The organism is Campylobacter massiliensis (genome assembly GCF_014253065.1).
GTDB classification, from domain to species: domain Bacteria; phylum Campylobacterota; class Campylobacteria; order Campylobacterales; family Campylobacteraceae; genus Campylobacter_A; species Campylobacter_A massiliensis.
Genome location: NZ_JACLZK010000001.1, coordinates 381,535 through 394,887, shown reverse-complemented (window position 1 = coordinate 394,887; position 13,353 = coordinate 381,535). Strand labels below are relative to the sequence as shown.

Genomic DNA, 13,353 nt, shown 5'->3' with positions numbered 1-13,353 from the left:
AGGAGGAAATAATGTTTGACTCGGATTTAAGCTATCTTTTGGAAAAGGCCGGGCAGTTTGCCTACTCGAATTTTCACGAGTATCTAACCAGCGAGCACGTGCTTTTCGTGCTGGTAAATTTAAACGAAGAGACTAGAGATATCCTAGCAGAGGCCGGACTCACCGACGTCGATGGACTAAAAAGCGATCTAAAAAACTATCTACTGCAAACCAACGAGCAGGTGCCGCACCACAAACAGCCGCGCATGACGGTGCTTTTGGAGCAAATTTTTAAAGAGCTAAACGCTGAACTAAAAGATAAAAACGTCGGCATTAGGGATTTACTATTTAAAATCGCAGCCAGAGGCGACACGTACGGAGCTAAAATTTTAGAATTTTACGACGTCGATCCGCAAAAGATCAAGCAAGCAACAAAAGACGACAAGCAGACTCGCGCTAAAAACTTCCAAAACCTCGCCAAATACTCGTCAAATTTAACCAAACTAGCCGTCGAGGGCAAGATCGATCCGATCATCGGGCGCGAAAACGAGCTAGCAAGGCTAATGCAAACGCTAAGCCGCCGCAAGAAAAATAATCCGATCCTAGTAGGCGAAGCGGGTGTTGGCAAAACAGCCGTAGTCGAGGGGCTCGCGCTAAAAATCGCAAGCGGCGAGGTGCCGCAGCGGCTAAAGCAGGCGCAAATTTTCGCCCTAGATATCGGCGCGATGATAGCTGGCACGAAGTACCGCGGCGACTTTGAAAAACGCCTAAAAGACGTAATGGACGAGGTAGCCGAGCAAGAAGATGCGATAGTTTTTATCGACGAGATCCACACGATCGTGGGCGCGGGAGCCACGAACGGCGGCGGACTTGATATGTCAAATTTACTAAAACCAGCGCTTGCCAACGGCTCGCTTCGCTGCATCGGAGCGACGACGTACGCGGAGTATCGCAGCTTTTTTGAAAAAGAAAAAGCCCTCTCGCGCCGATTTGCTAAAATCGACGTCGTAGAGCCGAGCGCGGACGAGAGCGTCGAGATCCTAAAAGGACTTCGCACCAAATACGAGAGCTTTCACGGAGTCAAATTTAGCGACGAAATTTTAGCCAAAAGCGTAGAGCTAGCCAAAAAGTACCTAAACGATAGATTTTTGCCCGATAGCGCCATCGATCTCATCGACGAGGTCGGCGCGGCTTTAGCCTTGCAAAACAGAAGCAAAACCGTAAAAATGTCCGATCTAAGCGCGGTTTTGAGCAAGATGGCAAATATCCCCGATACCAATCTAAAATCTGACGCCGCGGCAAATTTGAAAAACCTAGCCCAAAGGTTGAAGTCGGAAATTTTCGGCCAAGACGAGGCCGTAGATACGCTAGTAGCGGCGATCAAGCGCTCGTATGCGGGGCTAAAGCAACCAAACGCACCCGTAGGCGTATTTTTATTTACGGGATCTAGCGGCGTGGGCAAAAGCGAGCTAAGCGCGGCTCTGGCGCGAAATTTGGGCGTGCATTTCGAGCGGTTTGATATGAGCGAATACATGGAAAAGCACAGCGTCTCGCGTCTCATCGGCGCGCCTCCGGGATATGTCGGGTTTGAAGAGGGCGGCATACTCACAAATGCCGTTAAAAAGCACCCTTATAGCGTGATTTTGTTTGACGAGATTGAAAAGGCCAGCGACGAGATGATAAACGTCTTTTTGCAAATTTTTGACGGCGCTAGCCTCACCGATAACACGGGCGCAAAGAGCGATTTTCGCAACGCCGTCATCATAATGAGCTCAAATTTAGGCTCAAAAGAGGCTCCGACGCTGGGCTTTAGCAAAGACGAAAGCGGTAAAGCAGACTCGGCGGTAAAGGGATTTTTCAGCCCCGAGTTTCGCAACCGTATCGATAAAATCGTGCATTTTAACGACCTTAGCGAGGACGCGCTAAGCCTCATCGCACAAAAAATCATTAACGAGATAAACTCAAGCCTAGCAGAGAAAAAAGTCGTCCTAAAAGCCTCCGCCGAAGCCAAAAAATACCTCTGGCAAAAGGGCTATAGCAAGGAATTTGGCGCCAGAAATCTAAAACGCCTAGTTCAAGACGAGATCTCGACCAAGCTTAGCGACGAGATACTTTTCGGCGCGCTAAAAAACGGCGGCGTCGCAAATATCGCGCTAAAGGGCGGCGAGCTTGCGTTTAAATTTGAAACTCTAAAATAAGCGGACGCGGGGTCAAATTTGGAAAAAATTTATAACTTCCCAGACCCCGCAAACGCCCCCGCAAACTCGCCTTTAGCCGTCGGCGGCGATCTAAGCGCCGATGCTCTTTTGCAAGCTTACGACAAAGGCATTTTCCCATGGTTTTTGCCAGGCGAACCCATATACTGGTGGTCGCCAGACCCTCGCGCGGTGCTAGCTCCAAGCAAGGTGCGCGTGCAAAAAAGCATAAAATCCGCGCTTAAAAAATTTGAAGTGCGGTTTGACTACGACTTTGAAAATTTGCTAAAAATCTGCAAAAGCGAGCGCGAAAAAAAGGGGCCCACGTGGCTAAGCGAAGATATCGTGCGCGCATACGTAAATTTGCACCGCCTAGGCGTCTCGCACAGCGTGGAGGTTTACGAAGACGGCGAGCTAGCGGGCGGGCTTTACGGGCAAATTTTCGGCAAGGTCTTTTGCGGCGAAAGCATGATTAGCCTAAAAACGGGCGCGTCAAAGGTCGCTCTCATCGCACTTTGCCGCGCTTTAGAGCCGTTTGATTTTCTCATCGACTGCCAGGTCATGAACGAACATCTAAAATTTATGGGCGCAAAAGCGATGAGGCGAAGCGATTTTTTAGCCAAATTTAACGAGCTAAAAAACCAACCTAGCGGCTTTGGCGAATTTAAAAATTTACTCTAGTTTTGGAACGTCTTTTGCTTATTATCTCTTAAAATTTAGAGAAAAAGGCAGGAAAATGTTCGCAGGCATCCAAACCTCAAAATCAAGACCGCTCGTAGAAAGCGCGCTGGCAAGCAGAAATTTGCGCCAGCAAATGATTTCTAGCAACATAGCAAACATCGATACGCCTTTTTACAAAGCCCGCGACATCGCGTTTGAAGCGGCTCTGTCGCAAACGGCGCAAGAAATCTACGGCAAAGACGAAAATAAAATTTTAAAACTCGCGCAAACGGACGATACGCACTTTCCTCGCGTGGATTTTCCGGCGTCAAACGGGGCGACGATATTTTTACGTGACGGACACATGGCGCGAAACGACGCAAACACCGTCGATCTAGACGTCGAGACGACCGAGCTTAGCAAAAACGCGATAATGATAACTGCGCTTGACCGCGCCATGAGGCAAAGCGGCCAGATATTTAAAAACGTGGTTGATGCCAGCAGCAAAATTTAAGGATAGATTATGAGTAATTATTTAAGCGACTTTGATATCAGCGGATACGGACTAAGCGCTCAGCGCTTTAGAATGAACGTCATTAGCTCCAATATCGCCAACGCAAATACCGTGCGAACGGCGGAAGGCGGCCCATATAGACGCCGCGAGGTGATATTTAAGGCGGTTGATTTTGATAGCGTACTAAACGACGAAGTGGCAAAAAAACATAACTTGCTCGAATACGAAAATCCGCTAGACGATAAATTCTATACAAAAGACGCAAAACCTGCTATAATGAGCGTCGTAGTTGACAAGATAGTGCGCGACGACAAGGATTTTAAGCTAAAATACGATCCGTCTCACCCAGACGCCGACGCGAGGGGCTACGTAGCGTACCCGAATATCAATCCAGTCATCGAAATGGCGGATCTGATCGAAGCCACGCGCGCCTATCAGGCGAACGTTTCGGCATTTCAGTCGGCTAAAACGATCGCTCAAAGCGCATTAGAATTATTACAAGGTTAAATTTTATGACGAACATAGATAAAATCGGCTCGGTTGCTTCGCCGTTTGAAAAAAAAGAAGCAAAGACCCTGCAAAATCAAAAAGGCGAGTTAAATTTCGGCGACATGCTCGATAACTCGCTAAAAGAGCTAAACGAGATACAAATCAACGCAGACAAAGCCATCGCCGACCTAGCAACAGGCGAGGTAAAAGACCTGCACCAAGCCGCTATCGCTATCGGCAAGGCCGACACATCGATGAAACTCATGCTAGAGATCCGAAATAAGGCCCTAAGCGCATACAAAGAAATCTCAAGAACGCAAATTTAAGCCTTGAATCAGCGAAAATCAAAAACAATCGCTTTATTTGCGTTTATTTTATTTTTTATCTGCATATTTTTGGCAGTTATCTTTTACCGAGCAAATATCGAAAGACGCCTGCCAAAATTGGAAACCAGCGACATAAACACGGCCCTGCGCGGCAACATCATCACAAAGGACGGCTTTAGCATCACGGGCAGCCAAAAGCTCTACAAAGTGATGATAGATACTAGAAATATCGACCCCGATAAAAAAGATCTATTTATCAAGCTTTACTGCATATATAGTGGCGACGATATCAAGCGCGTAACCAAAATCATCAACAGTCAAAAAGGCGCCGTTACGCTCTCCTACAAGATCGACGCCAAGGGTGCAGCATATCTGCAGGAGCTATCAAAAAAGCTGTATAGAAAAAAAATCTTTATCCCGTACGAAGACCCAAGCACCGGAGCTGCGATACTACGTAATATGAGCATAATAGAAAGCGGAGAAAGTAGGCAATACGTCGCCGCCGACGCGCTCACGCCGATGATAGGTTACGTAAAAAAGGTCGAAAAAGACGGCATCACCAAAACAGAGGGCGTAAAAGGCGTAGAAAAAGCCTACGAATACTACATCTCCTCGATCCAAGACGCCAAACTGCTAGGCCCAAAAGACATCGGAAACAACATTATCCTTACAAGCGATTCAAATTTGGCTAACCGCGTGGACGGATACGATATCATCCTAAACGCCTCGCTCAAACTACAAACCAGACTAGAGCAAATCATCGATGAAAAGAAAGAATTTCTAAACGCAAAAGAGATAATCGTAGGCATTATGGACTCAAAAACGGGCGGCCTGCTAGCGCTTGCCAGCACCTCTAGATATAGCCCCTCAAACATCAGAAAACAAGACTACAAGTCGCTCAACTCCTCGGCAACCGAGTACGCATACGAGGTCGGCTCGGTCTTTAAACCGTTTATTTTCGCCCTCCTTTTGGCAAACGACAAAATCAATCCACTCGAGCGCATAAATACGTATAACGGCGTCTATCAGCTAGGAAAACGCACGATAAAAGACACACACCCAGAACCCTTTCTCACAGCCGAAGACATCATCGTATATAGCTCAAATATCGGCATGATACAGATCGCCCAGCGTCTAGACGGTTCTCAAATTTACTCAGGGCTGCTAAATTTCGGTTTCACGCAAAAAACAGGCATCGATATGCCATACGAGCAGGTCGGAAATATGCCGCCGGTAGCCAAGCTAAATTCTCAAATTTACAAGGCCACGATCAGCTACGGATACGGCTTGCAAGCGACTTTTATCCAGCTTTTAAAGGCGTATAACGTATTTAATAACAAAGGTGTTATGGTGACGCCAAAAGTCGTGGACTCGCTCTATAAAGACGGCAAATTTTTCGTCGTAAACGACCCAAAACCGGTCGAAGCCATAAGCCAAGAAGCGGCCGAGAGGATGAAGCGCATCCTGATAAAAACCGTCGAGGTCGGCACCGGCAAAAGAGCAAAGGTGGAAGGTCTAGAAATCGGCGGCAAAACCGGCACCGCACACATAGCTACAACCGGCGGCTACGCAAATACCTACAACGGCTCGTTTTTCGGATTCGTCAACGACTCGCAGGGCAATAGCTATACGATCGGGGTTTTAGCCAGAGAGCCGAAGAAACCGTATTATTATTTCGGCGCACAGAGCGCGCTACCGACTTTTAGAGCGGCCGTAGAGCTGATGGTCGAAGAGGGATTTTTAAAACCGGATGAAAATTTGACCGCGCCGGAACAAACTACAGCTCCAGCTGAAAATACGGAGAAAAAAGCCGCAAGCTCAAAACCCAAAGCTAAGCAGAAAAAATAAATTTGCTTTAATCGTTGAAACATGAATATAAATTTACTATTTTAAACTTATACTCGCTTGTAAATTTGACTCGCCCGCAAGTCCGTTCTGTCAGAGTATTTATGTCTGCATGGATTTGGCGTTTGGGCGGGTTTAAATTTGAGATTTTGCTCGGCGTTTTCTCGTTCAAATTTGACTCGTCAAATTTATCCACGCAACGTTCAATGTTTATGGCGTAGATACATTTAATTAAAATTTAACTTATAATTTATTAAATAACATATATAATTCTCAAAAAAATTATTACCGAGGAATCATCATGAATTTGTGCGTAAGGCGCTGTCTTGCCCTCTCATTTGTCGCTATAAGTTCGCTTGCGGCACCGACTTTACTATGGACGACGGCGCCGACTTCGACGAGTATATAGCGTATATATCTAGCCGCCACAGCCGCGAAATGTTCGCACTGCCCGATAACGACAACAACTCCCTTATCTGGGATAGAAAAAAAGTTTAATAGGATTAAATTACGACCTTGATATAGCCGGAGGATATAGCGATTTATCAGCCGCCTCAAACAACACTTTGGATTTTCGAGACTATTGCGACCCAGTTCATTTCCTTTACGGAGGGTATTCCGAAAGACAAGTTGCTATCTATAATACCCTTAATATCAGCGGCGGCAAAATCAAACAAGCAGTCTATGGCGGCAGAGGACTTGTAGCTGCGGAAGGGAATAAAATTTTAATCAGCGGAGGGGTTTTTGAAGGGCCCGAAATTTACGGCGGACGAAGCTTCAGGAACGATGCGGCAGACAATATCGTAGATATAGACAAAGGAGCCGAATTTAAGCAATCGGCGCAAATCTATGGAGGACATAGTATCGGCGGAAATGTCGAATACAATGTCGTGTCCATACGCAAAGAATCCGGCATAAAAGACGGCTCTAGGATCGTTGGCGGAGAGAGTCAAGAAGGAAGCGCCAAGGGCAATGAAGTGGATGTAGATGCAGATGCGCTTGAGGCAAAGATTGGCATCTACGGAGGGATCAGTAACAAAGGCGAAGCAAAAGCCAACAAAGTAACTATAAACGGCGGAACTTTTAAACCAGGAAGTCCTATAATAGGAGGAAGGGTCGGTCTTAGTTTGCTTGACGCCACAAACAATACGGTAACCATAAACGAAACGGCGGAATATTTATTTAAAGAGCCTCAAATCATAGCAGGAGAGTCCACAAAGGGCTCCGCCGCGGGTAATACGCTAAATTTAAACGGAGGAACATTTGAAGGACCTGCGGATATGTTTGCAGGAAAGTCCAGAGACGGCTCTACCGCAAATAACATTGTAAATTTAAATGCACGCGGACTTGACTTGTCTGGTATTCAAATTTGGGGCGGCTTTACTAGCGATGCAACACAAGATTACTTCACCAGCAACACCATAAACGTAAGAGAGAAAAATATCAAAGCAAGTGCTATTTATAACTTTGAGTTTCTAAATTTCTACATACCGGTAGGGTTTGCGCCAGCTACAGACAAGATGCTTGCCTTAGAGTATGCGCCCAATCTAGCAAAATCGTAGGCATGATGAACGGCGGGGTACTTAACGGCGCAGACAAACTAACTCTAATAGAAGCAACAAATGGCGACGTAACGTATCCAACCGATATGAGTAACCAAACGGGACAATTGCAGGCCGGGATTTCTGCACTATATCAATTTGAACTAAAAAAAGACGATGGAGCCAATAAAAAGCTTTTTGCAGTAGTAAAAAATGACGAAAGAGGCGGACCGCTCCTGCTTCCATACCCTAAAAATATATTAGAAACTATGATTGGCGAGTTTGGCATACTGCTATCAAGTTCTGATTTAACATCGTCCATGAGTCTTCAAACAGATGGCAACGGGGTCTTTGCCTCCACAATCGCATCTAGCACCAGACTCAAATCAGGCTCTCACGTCGATCTAAAAAGCTTTAACGCCGCCGTCGGTCTCGCTAAAGAATTTGAAGAAAACAAAGCCGGAGCATTTGTAGAGTTTGGCGGCGGTAAATATGATAGCTTTAACGACTTTGACAAAATAGACGTAAGGGGCAGCGGTAAATTTAAATACATAGGTCTTGGTATAATTGCTAAGTTTAACCTGCCTAATAGCTTTTATATAAGCTCAGGCTTTAAAGCAGGCGAGATAAAAAGCGACTACGAAAGTGATATGCCCGCAATCACTACGGCTAAGTATGAAGCTACGAGAGGTTACTATTCGGCCCACCTAGGTCTAGGCAAGATAATAAATATAAATGATGCATCAAACATAGATATGTACTCTAAAGTACTTTTAAATAAACTAGGCAAAAAAGAGGTGGAAGTAGTGGGAGATAAATTTCTTTTAGACTCTACCGTATCGTTACTGGGCAAACTGGGCTTTAGGTACAATTATACTCTAAGTGAAAAGCTTGATGTCTACGCCGGCGCTAGCTACGAAAGAGAATTTAAAGGAGAGGCTAAAGGACACAATCTCACCCATAATGCAGCAATAGCGAGTCCAAGTATAAAAGGAAATACCTATAGCACAGAGTTTGGAGCCAAACTCAATACCGCTAATAATATAAAGCTAGACTTTAACTTGCAGGGTATGGCAGAAAAGAAAAGAGGCTTTAATGGCGGAATAGGAGCCGAGTGGAGATTTTAGTTTGATATAAAATCATTAATTTTATCAACCGAATCTTTTAAATTTACATTTAACAGATTCGGGCTTTATGTTGGCAAATTTAACTAAATGCTTTTTATTTATTATATGCAAGTTGCATTAAAAACCACAAACTACTAGCCTCGGCATCAATTTGCGACTCCCTATAACAAAGGCTTTTTAAAAAACCTTATGAATTCTCATACGCTAGACACATAATAATACCTTAATTTTCTCAACCCAACATCTTCCTTTTTTAGACTTTTACACTTGTTAAAATACTTACACTTTAATAGCGGCTTTTTCATATTGCCATTAACCCAAAGAACAATAAACAAAAACAGTCTTACTGCAATTATTAAAAAGTAGCATCCAAGCAAAACAACACACTAATCGTTTTCGAGTTAAGCAAACCAATCAACACAACTCCCCAAATTTACCGATTTACCTCTATATTAAAGACATGAACTTAGCCCAATAACAACTCAATCTATTCAATCGCCAATCAAGCACCCAAACCGCATACCGCAAGATATAAAGCAAACATTGATCGGCACATAAGGCATATTTTAAAACAATCAAGAGCTAGAGGCAAAAAACTATCCACAAAAATATAAAGCTAACTATAAATTCATCAGTCCACAAACAGATCTTCAAGAACAGACAACATATTACAAGACAAACAAACTAAAGAATACAGAGTGTAAAACAAGGGAGTAAATAGTATAAAAGAATAAAAAACAAAGCCCGCAACGACCTACTTTCCCGACATCCCAGTAAGGGAGAGTATCATCAGCCAGGACGAGCTTAGCTTCTTGGTTCGAGATGGAGCAAGGCGTTTCCTCGTCTGTATAGTCACGGGCAGTGTTAAAGAAATAAACTATATTAATTTACTTCTTTAACACTGCTATTTAATTGTTAAAAGTCAAATCTCATTTTAACTAAAACAAGATCTTGATAAGGTATAGATTAGATATTTTATTTCGGATTTTCGAAATAAAATTACCCTTAACAAGGAAGTGATGCTTATTAAAAGATAAGCAGACGAGCTATTAGTACTGGTCAGCTAAAGGACTTTCATCCATTACACACCCAGCCTATCAAACTTATAGTCTATAAGAGCTCTTAAAAGAAGATTCATCTTGGAGTTGGCTTCCTGCTTAGATGCTTTCAGCGGTTATCACATCCCGACATAGCTACCCAGCGCTACCCTTGGCAGGATAACTGGTACACCAGTGGTCGGTTCAACCCGGTCCTCTCGTACTAGGGTCAACTCTCCTCAATCTTCTTGCGCCCACGGCAGATAGGGACCGAACTGTCTCACGACGTTCTGAACCCAGCTCGCGTACCGCTTTAAATGGCGAACAGCCATACCCTTGGGACCTGCTCCAGCCCCAGGATGCGATGAGCCGACATCGAGGTGCCAAACCTCCCCGTCGATGTGAGCTCTTGGGGGAGATCAGCCTGTTATCCCCGGGGTACCTTTTATCCTTTGAGCGATGGCCCTTCCACACAGAACCACCGGATCACTAAGACCGACTTTCGTCCCTGCTTGACGTGTATGTCTCGCAGTTAAGCTGGCTTTTGCCTTTATACTCTGCGAACGATTTCCAACCGTTCTGAGCCAACCTTTGTAAGCCTCCGTTACATTTTGGGAGGCGACCGCCCCAGTCAAACTACCCACCAGACATTGTCCTACTTGAGGATAACTCAAGCTAGTTAGCTATCAGAATAAAAAAGAGTGGTATCTCAACAACGGCTCACCATAAACTGGCGTATATGGATCAAAGCCTCCCACCTATCCTGCACATTTTTATCCCAATAGCAGTGTCAAGCTGTAGTAAAGGTCCACGGGGTCTTTCCGTCTTGCCGCGGGTAGGAGGAATTTTCACCTCCACTACAATTTCACTGGATCCCTCTTCGAGACAGCTCCCATCTCGTTACGCCATTCATGCAGGTCGATATTTAATCGACAAGGAATTTCGCTACCTTAGGACCGTTATAGTTACGGCCGCCGTTTACTCGGGCTTCGATCAAACGCTTCGCAGAGCTAACGTCATCAATTAACCTTCGAGCACCGGGCAGGCGTCACACCCTATACATCCTCTTACGAGTTAGCAGAGTGCTGTGTTTTTGGTAAACAGTCGGGAGGGACTCTTTGTTGTAACCTTCAATGCTTACGGAGTAAATCCTTCACAAAGTTAGGCACACCTTATACCGAAGATACGGTGCTATTTTGCAGAGTTCCTTGAAGAGAGTTCTTCCACGCGCCTTAGAATACTCATCCCACCCACCTGTGTCGGTTTACGGTACGGGCAACTATAACTAAACTTAGAAACTTTTCTTGGCTCGACAGTATCAGCAATTCGCTATCCATTCCGAAGAACTTCAAACGCCTGTGGGGTCTCGGCTTAAAAAAATCCGGATTTGCCTGGATCTTAACCTACACCTTTCGACTAGCACTACCATCCGCTAGCTTGCTTAACTCTAAGCGTCCTTCCATCGCACATTATAGTTGGCATTGGAATATTAACCAATTTTCCATCGCATACCCCTTTCGGACTTTGCTTAGGACCCGGCTAACCCTACGATGACGAGCATCGCGTAGGAAACCTTGGGTTTACGGCGTTGGGGATTCTCACCCCAATTATCGCTACTCATGCCTGCATGCTCACTTGCATTCGCTCCAGCGCTCCTTACCGGTACACCTTCGACGCTGAATGCAACGCTCTCCTACCACTTAGTAAAACTAAGTCTAAAGCTTCGGTACTCATTTTAGCCCCGTTATATTTTCCGCGCAGAATCACTAGACCAGTGAGCTATTACGCTTTCTTTAAAGGATGGCTGCTTCTAAGCCAACCTCCTGGTTGTTTAAGTAACTCCACATCGTTTTCCACTTAAATGAGATTTAGGGACCTTAGCTGTTAGTCTGGGTTGTTCCCCTCTCGACGACGGATTTTATCACTCGCCGCCTGACTGCCATGATTACACACTAGGTATTCGGAGTTTGATAGGGTTTGGTACATTGGTGTATGCCCTAGCCCATTCAGTGCTCTACCCCCCAGTGTTACTACATGACGCTATACCTAAATATATTTCGGAGAGAACCAGCTATCACGATGTTTGATTGACCTTTCACCCCTATCCACAAGTCATCCCATGGCTTTTCAACGCCAGCGGGTTGGGTCCTCCACCGGCTCTTACACCGGCTTCAACCTGCTCATGGATAGATCACATCGTTTCGGGTCTGCAGCATCTGACTAAACGCCCTATTAAGACTCGCTTTCGCTACGGCTCCGGGTTTCCTTAACCTCGCCAGACACCACAACTCGCAGGCTCATTATGCAAAAGGCAGTCCATCACACGTCATAAAGAATCGTGCTCTGAATGATTGTAAGTAAATGGTTTCAGGTTCTATTTCACTCTGATCACCTCAGTTCTTTTCACCTTTCCCTCACGGTACTTGTGCGCTATCGGTCTAGTAGTAGTATTTAGGGTTGGATCGTGGTCGACCCGGCTTCAGACAGAATATCACGTGTTCCGCCCTACTCAGGATACTGCTAAGTAAAACAAAGCTTTCATATACGGGAGTATCACCCTCTATGCTTAATCTTTCCAGATTATTCTATTAGCTAAGTTTAGTCTATATCGCAGTCCTACAACCCCGTTAGTAAACTAACGGTTTGCCCTCTTACGCGTTCGCTCGCCGCTACTAGCGTAATCTCTTTTGATTTCTTTTCCTGAGGGTACTAAGATGTTTCAATTCCCCTCGTTCGCTCCATATTAGGTAGTTAAGCTCGCGCTTAACTGGGTTGCCCCATTCAGAAATTCCCGGATCAAAGCCCCTTGACGGCTCCCCGAGACTTATCGCAGCCTGGCACGTCTTTCATCGCCTCTACTAGCCAAGGCATCCACCACTTACTCTTAGTAGCTTACCTTTTATTAGTATATAATATATTCTAATTCGCATCACTTCCTTGTTAAAGGTAACTCATAAATTTAAGATTTCATAACGAAGCCTCAAATTTAGATCTATTACGAAATTTAAATCTCTAGCTTTTAAGACGGAAAGCATTGACTAATATCTAGGTAAGTTTTAAATCCTATGATATCTTGTGACGTCAAACTTCTGCATTAAGCAAATAAGCAAGATCTTTAAATCTTTAACAAGTCCTGTAAAATTGTTTTATTTATTAAAACTTGATTGTGACTTTTAACAATAATAAACTAAATAACGTTTAGACTTCGCAGACTAGTAAAGCTAGTCTTTGCGACCAAGGGCAAAGCCCTTTGGAAACCCCTAAAGCACACCGCTTCTTTCGAAAGCGCCGTAAAAATAAAGAGTCTATTTCGACAAAGTCTAAACTAAATACTTAATAAAAATACTTAGTTTAGACTTTTTTGATGTTAAACTAATTATGGTGGAGAATAGCGGGATCGAACCGCTGACCTCCTGCGTGCAAAGCAGGCGCTCTCCCAGCTGAGCTAATTCCCCAATTAAATTCTCTGGTGGGCCTAACAAGACTTGAACTTGTGACCTCACCCTTATCAGGGGTGCACTCTAACCAGCTGAGCTATAGGCCCCTATAGGTTTGCGTCAATCTTTCAAAACTAAACAAGGTCGATTGAGTAGATTATCTATAACGATAACCTAAATTTTCCTTTGACGAATATCTTGTG

Annotated in this window: 9 protein-coding genes, 2 tRNA genes and 2 rRNA genes; 9 read left to right on the top strand and 4 right to left on the bottom strand. The window is 44.6% G+C overall.

The window, feature by feature from the left end:
• Positions 1-11 precede the first annotated feature (11 nt).
• The 9 genes from H7R39_RS01865 (at position 12) to H7R39_RS01830 (ending at position 8,676) form a co-directional block, all read left to right on the top strand.
• Positions 12-2,177, top strand: coding sequence for an AAA family ATPase (locus H7R39_RS01865; protein WP_185897722.1), 2,166 nt, complete (start codon positions 12-14; stop codon positions 2,175-2,177).
• Positions 2,178-2,195: 18 nt separating this feature from the next.
• Positions 2,196-2,855, top strand: coding sequence for a leucyl/phenylalanyl-tRNA--protein transferase (gene aat / locus H7R39_RS01860; protein ID WP_185897721.1), 660 nt, complete (start codon positions 2,196-2,198; stop codon positions 2,853-2,855).
• Positions 2,856-2,910: 55 nt separating this feature from the next.
• Positions 2,911-3,348 (top strand): flagellar basal body rod protein FlgB, encoded by a 438-nt coding sequence (gene flgB / locus H7R39_RS01855; RefSeq protein WP_185897720.1) that lies wholly within the window; start codon positions 2,911-2,913, stop codon positions 3,346-3,348.
• A 9-nt stretch (positions 3,349-3,357) separates the two neighbouring features.
• Positions 3,358-3,855, top strand: a complete 498-nt coding sequence (gene flgC, locus H7R39_RS01850; protein WP_002946576.1) for a flagellar basal body rod protein FlgC — start codon at positions 3,358-3,360, stop codon at positions 3,853-3,855.
• A gap of 5 nt (positions 3,856-3,860) precedes the next feature.
• The gene (gene fliE, locus H7R39_RS01845) at positions 3,861-4,163 is read left to right on the top strand and encodes a flagellar hook-basal body complex protein FliE (protein ID WP_002946574.1); all 303 of its coding nucleotides are present in this window, start codon (positions 3,861-3,863) and stop codon (positions 4,161-4,163) included.
• 3 nt (positions 4,164-4,166) lie between these two features.
• Complete coding sequence (locus H7R39_RS01840; protein WP_185897719.1) at positions 4,167-6,011, top strand: peptidoglycan D,D-transpeptidase FtsI family protein; 1,845 nt, start codon at positions 4,167-4,169, stop codon at positions 6,009-6,011.
• Positions 6,012-6,383: 372 nt separating this feature from the next.
• Positions 6,384-6,506, top strand: a complete 123-nt coding sequence (locus H7R39_RS11415; protein WP_267454532.1) for a hypothetical protein — start codon at positions 6,384-6,386, stop codon at positions 6,504-6,506.
• Positions 6,507-6,574: 68 nt separating this feature from the next.
• Complete coding sequence (locus tag H7R39_RS01835; protein WP_185897718.1) at positions 6,575-7,570, top strand: hypothetical protein; 996 nt, start codon at positions 6,575-6,577, stop codon at positions 7,568-7,570.
• A 2-nt stretch (positions 7,571-7,572) separates the two neighbouring features.
• Positions 7,573-8,676, top strand: coding sequence for an autotransporter outer membrane beta-barrel domain-containing protein (locus H7R39_RS01830; protein WP_185897717.1), 1,104 nt, complete (start codon positions 7,573-7,575; stop codon positions 8,674-8,676).
• A gap of 741 nt (positions 8,677-9,417) precedes the next feature.
• On the opposite strand, the gene rrf is transcribed toward H7R39_RS01830, so the two are convergent.
• From rrf to H7R39_RS01810, 4 genes are all read right to left on the bottom strand, one after another.
• Positions 9,418-9,536 (bottom strand): 5S ribosomal RNA (gene rrf / locus H7R39_RS01825).
• Positions 9,537-9,705: 169 nt separating this feature from the next.
• Positions 9,706-12,611: ribosomal RNA gene (locus tag H7R39_RS01820) — 23S ribosomal RNA — on the bottom strand.
• Between the two features lie 481 nt (positions 12,612-13,092).
• Positions 13,093-13,168, bottom strand: a tRNA-Ala gene (locus H7R39_RS01815).
• A gap of 12 nt (positions 13,169-13,180) precedes the next feature.
• Positions 13,181-13,257: transfer RNA gene (locus H7R39_RS01810), tRNA-Ile, on the bottom strand.
• Positions 13,258-13,353 lie beyond the last annotated feature (96 nt).

Excerpts from the sequence above, each read along its gene's own strand:
- H7R39_RS01865 (WP_185897722.1), top strand. The coding sequence starts at position 12 with ATGTTTGACTCGGATTTAAGCTATCTTTTGGAAAAGGCCGGGCAGTTT.
- flgB (WP_185897720.1), top strand. The coding sequence starts at position 2,911 with ATGTTCGCAGGCATCCAAACCTCAAAATCAAGACCGCTCGTAGAAAGC.
- flgC (WP_002946576.1), top strand. The coding sequence starts at position 3,358 with ATGAGTAATTATTTAAGCGACTTTGATATCAGCGGATACGGACTAAGC.
- fliE (WP_002946574.1), top strand. The coding sequence starts at position 3,861 with ATGACGAACATAGATAAAATCGGCTCGGTTGCTTCGCCGTTTGAAAAA.
- H7R39_RS11415 (WP_267454532.1), top strand. The coding sequence starts at position 6,384 with ATGGACGACGGCGCCGACTTCGACGAGTATATAGCGTATATATCTAGC.
- H7R39_RS01830 (WP_185897717.1), top strand. The coding sequence starts at position 7,573 with ATGATGAACGGCGGGGTACTTAACGGCGCAGACAAACTAACTCTAATA.